Consider the following 6,449-nt stretch of genomic DNA (forward strand, 5'->3'; position numbering starts at 1 on the left):
TCTCAGAAATATTTTGGATGTACAGATGTAGTGATCAGTAATTGCGAGATATTCGATAACAGAAGAAATAATATATCATTAACAGATGCAGATAGAATCACTATTACAGATTGCGTTTTATATGATGCCCATGGGACAGCACCACAGTGCTGTGTATATATAGAACCTAATTCTGACTCAAGTGATAAGGTATGTGAGCATGTACTTATAAAGGATACTATTATGACGGCATACCAGAACAAGGATGATTCTGAATATATGGTATTTATGACTCACTATAATCCATATGATCTTACTTATGTTACTGCAAGTGACGTGAGATTTATCGGATGCGAGCTTAATGGCTTTTTTGGTAATTATTCAGGACTTGGTGTCACATTTGATGATACAAGTTTAAATGGTACTGTTGTAAATCTTAAGAAAGGACAATGATAGTAAAGATAGTAAGAAGATAAATTGATAAGCTTGAAGATGAAATGATGAGCTTTATGTAAGTAAAAAATAACCGGATGCAGTTGATATATGAAGCTGCATCCGGTATTTTTATAAATGAATTTTAATCAATGAGCAGAATGTTTGAAAATCTGATTAAATAATTTCGGTATTTATTTTCTGTAGTTTTCTACGATCTTAGTAACTGCATGGATTACATCATCTACGTCTTTGTCAGTGAGTCTTGGATAGAGCGGTATACTCATTATTCCCTTGTAGACTTTCTCTGCCTTAGGACACAGGCCTTTTTTATAGCCAAGGCTCTTATAATATGGGAACCAGTAAACCGGTACGTAGTGAACCTGGCACTGAACGTTCTCGGCACTCATTGCATCGAAGAACTGACGACGTGTGCAATTTAGCTTATCGAGATCCAGCTGTATGATGTAAAGGTGTCTTGATGTATCTGATTTTGGAGCGTTTTTCTGAACTATTATTTCAGGTATGTTCTTAAATGCTTCATCATACTTTGCAACAATTTCTTTTCTTCTTGCTATGAATGAATCGATCTTCCTTAGCTGGCTACAAAGAAGTGCAGCCTGTATATCTGTCATACGGTAGTTGAATCCAAGCATCTGCTGTTCATAGTACCAGATTCCTTCGTGAGGACCTTCAAGCATCTTGCTTTCATCATGTTCCATTCCATGTGAACGAAGAAGAAGAAGCTTCTCATAATACTCTTTATTGTCAGTGAGGATAGCACCTCCTTCGCCGCAGGTAACTGTTTTAACAGGATGGAAGGAGAAGCATGTCATGTCTGCAATAGAACCGACCTTTTTTCCATCATAGCTTGATCCTATTGAATGTGCGGCATCTTCTATAAATACAAGACCATGTCTGTCACAGATCTCTCTTATACGGTCAGCTTCAACAACCTGGCCTGTAAAGTCTACAGCTACAACTGCCTTGGTATTAGGAGTGATATGAGCTTCTATGGAGTCAGGATCAATGTTGTAAGTATCAGGATTGATATCTGCAAATACAGGCTTTCCGCCGCAGTAAAGAGCGCAATTGGCGCTTGCCATAAATGTAAGAGGAGTTGTTATAAGTTCATCTCCCTTGCCAATTCCTGCAGCAGCTGCTGCGAGATGAAGAGCTGCTGTACAGTTAGATACTACCACTGCATATTTTGCTCCAGTATATTTACAGAGCATCTTTTCAGCTTCATCTACTTTGGGGCCACAGGTTATATAATCACTAAGAAGGGTTTTTTTAACCTCTTCTGTATCTTCTTCTGTGACCCATTGACGTCCATAATAGAGTTTTTCAGGACGGACTGGATTTCCGCCTTCTATTGCTAACTTTTCCATTGATATATAAATCCTTTCAAGATTTAGATTTTATTATTAGTAGAATTATTTTTCGCTGTCAAGTTTGTAATCATCTATATCATAAGCTACTTCTATTTCTGTATTATCAAAACCAAGTTGTTTATTGATCATATGGGCAACAACAGCTGCAAAAGTATTTCTTCCTGCACGGGATAAGTGTTTACCATCATCTTCCATATATTCACTTACGTTTTGATCGTTAATATTCATCATAGCACTGCCAAATGCATCGAAAGAAATACAATCGTAAAGTGAGCCTTGCTGCAAGCAACCAGCACAGTAGTCCATGTAGCTTCCGAACGTATTAGAATAGACATTTCCGCTTCCAAGAGAAGAGTTATCACTTGCATAGAACATGGAATAAACCGGGCTACAAAGTACTATCTTGGCATTAGGGCTTGCCTGAACTAGAAGACCAAGCCCTGTTTCAATTGCGTTAGTATAACAGGTTGTATCTGTTTTTATTTCTTCATTAGAGAGGTCTTTAACTTGAAGGAAGTCATTGATTCCATATTCTACAACGTAGAAATCTACATCAGCTGGGTCAAATATAAATGCTTCTTCCTTAGCATCAGGGAAGTTATTAAAGAAAGTATCATCCATCTGACCGTTAAGAAATTTGGCAACATTTACAAAATTCATACTGGTATCATTGGTTGTTCCAAGTGATGTTGTTGCTGTTACTCCGCTGCAACCAAGATTTATAACATTTGCATTAGTTTCAAGAAGGGATTCAACATAATCTGAAATCGATGTATTGTCGCTTCTTCCAAGGTCAAACTGGTCATCTCCAAGGAATACTACTGTTGGAAGAGAAGAATCATAATTGGTAATAGATTCCTCAGAATCTTCTGTGGATGATTCATTAGAAGTGTCTGTGGTAGAGGCTGAAGTTGATGCATCAGATGCAGAATTTGCAGAGTTTGCAGTACTAGAAGCATTTGAAGAAGCTGATTCATCTGTAGAAGAGCTTTCAGATGCGTCAGAAGTTGGAGCATCTGTAGGTGTTATAGTTCCTGTTGTATCGCTTTTGAGTGTTGTATCATCGCTGCATCCTACTATCATGGATGTTATCGTTAATATAGGAATAAGTGCCTTTAATTTTTTTTTCATATTCACGTCCTTTTCTTAATTGAATATATTGCTGGTTGGCGTACCTTATCTAAAACTAGTGCCTTTAACATGGATATTATGTTTATCAGATAATATAATATGTGTTGAAACTTAAAACCACCTGTAAGCAAAATATCTTCATTATTATAGTTTTTATTACTGGTGTCTGCAAATTGCAAATATCGTATAATGTTGCTATAATATTCTGTGTTTTTGCCTTCAGATATTTTATAAGGTAAGATTTCACGCAAATTATTATAATTAATTCCTGCGAAGACTAAGGAGAAATTTATATGTTAAATAACAAAACAATTCTTGTAACTGGTGGTACAGGATCATTTGGTCATCACTTTGTTGATTATGTTCTGGCACATTACAAACCAAAGAAGATCATTATATATTCCAGAGATGAATTTAAGCAGTTCAATATGCAGAATGATTATAAGGAGTATAGCCATATCCTTAGATTCTTTATAGGTGATGTACGTGATGAAGCACGTCTTCACAGAGCTATGAAGGGCGTTGATTATGTTATTCATGCTGCTGCTCTTAAGCAGGTTCCTGCATGTGAGTATAATCCTAACGAAGCTATAAAGACTAACATTAATGGCGCTATGAATGTTATTAATGCATGTCTTGATGCAAATGTTGAGAAGGTTGTAGCCCTTTCTACAGATAAGTCTGTTAATCCTATTAACTTATATGGTGGCACTAAGCTTGTATCAGATAAGCTTTTCTGTGCAGCTAATGCTTATTCAGGAGAAGGTGGTCCGAGATTTTCTGTTGTACGTTATGGTAATGTTGCAGGATCACGTGGTTCTGTAATTCCTTTCTTCCAGAATATTATAGACAATGGTGGAGCAGAGCTTCCTATTACAGATTTTCGTATGACTCGTTTCTGGATAAGTCTTGAGCAGGGCGTTGAACTTGTTATCAAGGCTCTTGAAGACAGTAAAGGCGGAGAGACATTTATTTCAAAGATTCCTTCCTTTAAGGTCACAGATCTTGCTAAAGCTATGAAGCCTGATTGTGAGCTTAAGGAAGTTGGAATAAGAGAAGGTGAGAAGCTTCATGAGATCATGATAACTGCAGAAGATTCTGCTCGTACATATGAATATGAGAAGAATTATATTATCTATCCTCACTATAACTGGTGGAGTGATTCTATGATTGTTCCTGGAGGAAAGCTTGTAAAGTCTGGATTTGAGTATACATCAGGCAATAACGAGGTATTCATGACTGTAGAAGAGCTTCAGGCTAAACTTAAGACAGATCTTGATAAGCATTAAATATTATAAAAATATTAAGTGATAAATAGGGGATTGGAGTTTTACAATGCATATAGTTTTATTATCAGGCGGAAGCGGTAAACGTCTTTGGCCACTTTCTAATGATATTCGTTCAAAGCAGTTTATAAAGATGTTCCATAAAGATGGGGCAGAGGATACTACGGATCCTGAGAATCTTGAATCAATGGTTCAGCGTGTATATCGTCAGATCAAGGAAGCTGATGAGAGCGCTGATGTTACTATCGCTACAAGTCGTCATCAGGTATCAGCTATAAGAAATCAGCTTGGAGATAAGGTTTCTGTATGCGTAGAACCTGCAAGACGTGACACATTTCCGGCTATAGCTCTTGCAGCAAGTTTCCTTCATTATGAGAAGAATGTAAGCAATGACGATACTGTTATAGTATGTCCAGTAGATCCGTATGTTGACAGAGAGTATTTTGAATGCTTCAAAGAGCTAGATAAGATGACAAGGGAAGGTACATATTCTCTTAATCTTATGGGAGCTGAACCTACATATCCCAGTGAGAAGTATGGTTATATTATCCCTGATAATAAGGAACATATAAGTAGTGTTAAGGAATTCAAAGAAAAACCTGATCTTGAAACAGCCAAGAAGTATCTCGAGCAGGGCGCATTATGGAACTGTGGTGTATTTGCATTCAGACTTGGATATCTTCTTTCAAAGGCTCATGAGCTTTTGGATTTTGAAGACTTTAAGGATTTATCTTCAGGATATGAAAATGCTAATAAGATAAGCTTTGATTATGCAGTAGTTGAGCATGAGTCTTCTATCGGAGTTGTCAGATATGATGGCCAGTGGAAGGATATAGGTTCCTGGAATACTTTTGCTGAAGAGATGCCTGATAAGATCATAGGTAATGCTCAGATGGACGATACCTGTGAAGACAGTAATATAGTTAATGAGCTTAATGTACCTATTCTTGGAATGGGGCTTAAGCATATGATAATCGCTGCATCCAACGATGGTATTCTTGTATCTGATAAGACTCAGTCAAGCTATATCAAGCCATTCGTTGAGAAGATGGACCAGGATATCAGGTATGCAGAGAAGTCCTGGGGAAGCTTTACAGTTATAGACGTTCAGCCTGAAGCTATGACTATAAGAGTAGAGCTTAAGCCATCACATAAGCTCAATTATCATAGCCATGAGCATAGAGATGAAGTATGGACTATAATGTCTGGTGAAGGAGTAGTCATACTTGATGGTAAGAGAAGAGACGTCTCTGAGGGAGATGTTATAAGTATGCCTGCAGGATGTAAGCATACAGTGATCGCTAAAACTCATATGAAGATAATAGAAGTTCAGATGGGACATGAGATTACAGTTGAAGATAAGATTAAATATACATTCCCTGAATTTTAAAGGTATATTTCTAAATAATAGATTTTAGACCTGTTGATTATCTGCTATAGATGGAGATTCTATTTAAATGATTAAATCTGAATTACCTACAATTACCGGTAAAAACTTAATACTTAGACCTATAACATTTGATGATACGGATAGAATCGTTAAATGGAGGAATAATCCGTCTGTAGTTCAGAACTTTATCTTTAGAGAGAAGTTCACTAAAGAAATGCATGAGAATTGGATGCATAGTAAGGTAGAGACAGGTCAGGTCATTCAGTATATAGTTGAAGAAAAGAGGTCCCAAAAGCCTATTGGTTCAGTTTACTATAGAGATGTCAATGAAGCTTATGACAGTGCTGAGTTTGGAATCTTTATAGGTGAAGACGATGCAAGAGGCAAGGGCTATGGCAAGGAGATAACATCTCTGTTTGTAAAATTTGGTTTTGAAACTCTTGGACTTCACCGTATACAGCTTCGCCTTGTAAAGGGTAATGCTGCAGCTGCCAGAACTTATAGCAGCGTAGGTTTTCATAAAGAGGGCGAGTTCAGGGATATGGTAAAGCTTAATGGTGAATACAGAACAGTAATATTTATGTCTATTCTGAATACGGATATTGAGAATTAAATGATTTCATATAATGCTTAATTACAGAACCGTATATTGAAACACATGGATATGCATAGGGATATTGGTTCTGAAATATTATGGCTTTGGCAGGAGCTTTGAAATGTTTGAGAATATGAGTGAGCAGGAAGCAAGGCAGGAGATATTAAATTCTGTTAGAGCTTACTGCGACAAATATCATACTAAAAAAGAATATGAGCATGGTGACAGGATCCCTTATGCAT

General features: G+C 36.9%; 6 protein-coding genes. 4 read left to right on the forward strand and 2 right to left on the reverse strand.

Annotated elements, in window-relative coordinates; translation table 11 throughout:
• Positions 1-432, forward strand: a 432-nt coding sequence (locus K6G87_RS05995; protein ID WP_296834949.1) for a right-handed parallel beta-helix repeat-containing protein, incomplete at its 5' end; no start/stop codon positions are given.
• A 173-nt stretch (positions 433-605) separates the two neighbouring features.
• On the opposite strand, the gene pseC is transcribed toward K6G87_RS05995, so the two are convergent.
• The gene (pseC, locus tag K6G87_RS06000) at positions 606-1,802 is read right to left on the reverse strand and encodes a UDP-4-amino-4,6-dideoxy-N-acetyl-beta-L-altrosamine transaminase (RefSeq protein ID WP_296834952.1); all 1,197 of its coding nucleotides are present in this window, start codon (positions 1,800-1,802) and stop codon (positions 606-608) included.
• Positions 1,803-1,847: 45 nt separating this feature from the next.
• Entirely contained in the window at positions 1,848-2,936 is a 1,089-nt protein-coding gene (locus tag K6G87_RS06005) for an SGNH/GDSL hydrolase family protein (RefSeq protein ID WP_296834953.1), read from the reverse strand.
• A gap of 293 nt (positions 2,937-3,229) precedes the next feature.
• Here K6G87_RS06005 and pseB point away from each other — a divergent pair, with 293 nt between their 5' ends.
• The 3 genes from pseB (at position 3,230) to K6G87_RS06020 (ending at position 6,225) form a co-directional block, all read left to right on the forward strand.
• Positions 3,230-4,225 (forward strand): UDP-N-acetylglucosamine 4,6-dehydratase (inverting), encoded by a 996-nt coding sequence (gene pseB, locus K6G87_RS06010; RefSeq protein WP_296834955.1) that lies wholly within the window; start codon positions 3,230-3,232, stop codon positions 4,223-4,225.
• Positions 4,226-4,271: 46 nt separating this feature from the next.
• The gene (locus K6G87_RS06015) at positions 4,272-5,612 is read left to right on the forward strand and encodes a sugar phosphate nucleotidyltransferase (protein WP_296834957.1); all 1,341 of its coding nucleotides are present in this window, start codon (positions 4,272-4,274) and stop codon (positions 5,610-5,612) included.
• 67 nt (positions 5,613-5,679) lie between these two features.
• Entirely contained in the window at positions 5,680-6,225 is a 546-nt protein-coding gene (locus K6G87_RS06020; RefSeq protein ID WP_296834959.1) for a GNAT family N-acetyltransferase, read from the forward strand.
• The last annotated feature ends 224 nt before the right edge of the window (positions 6,226-6,449 follow it).

The organism is Butyrivibrio sp., from assembly GCF_024699075.1.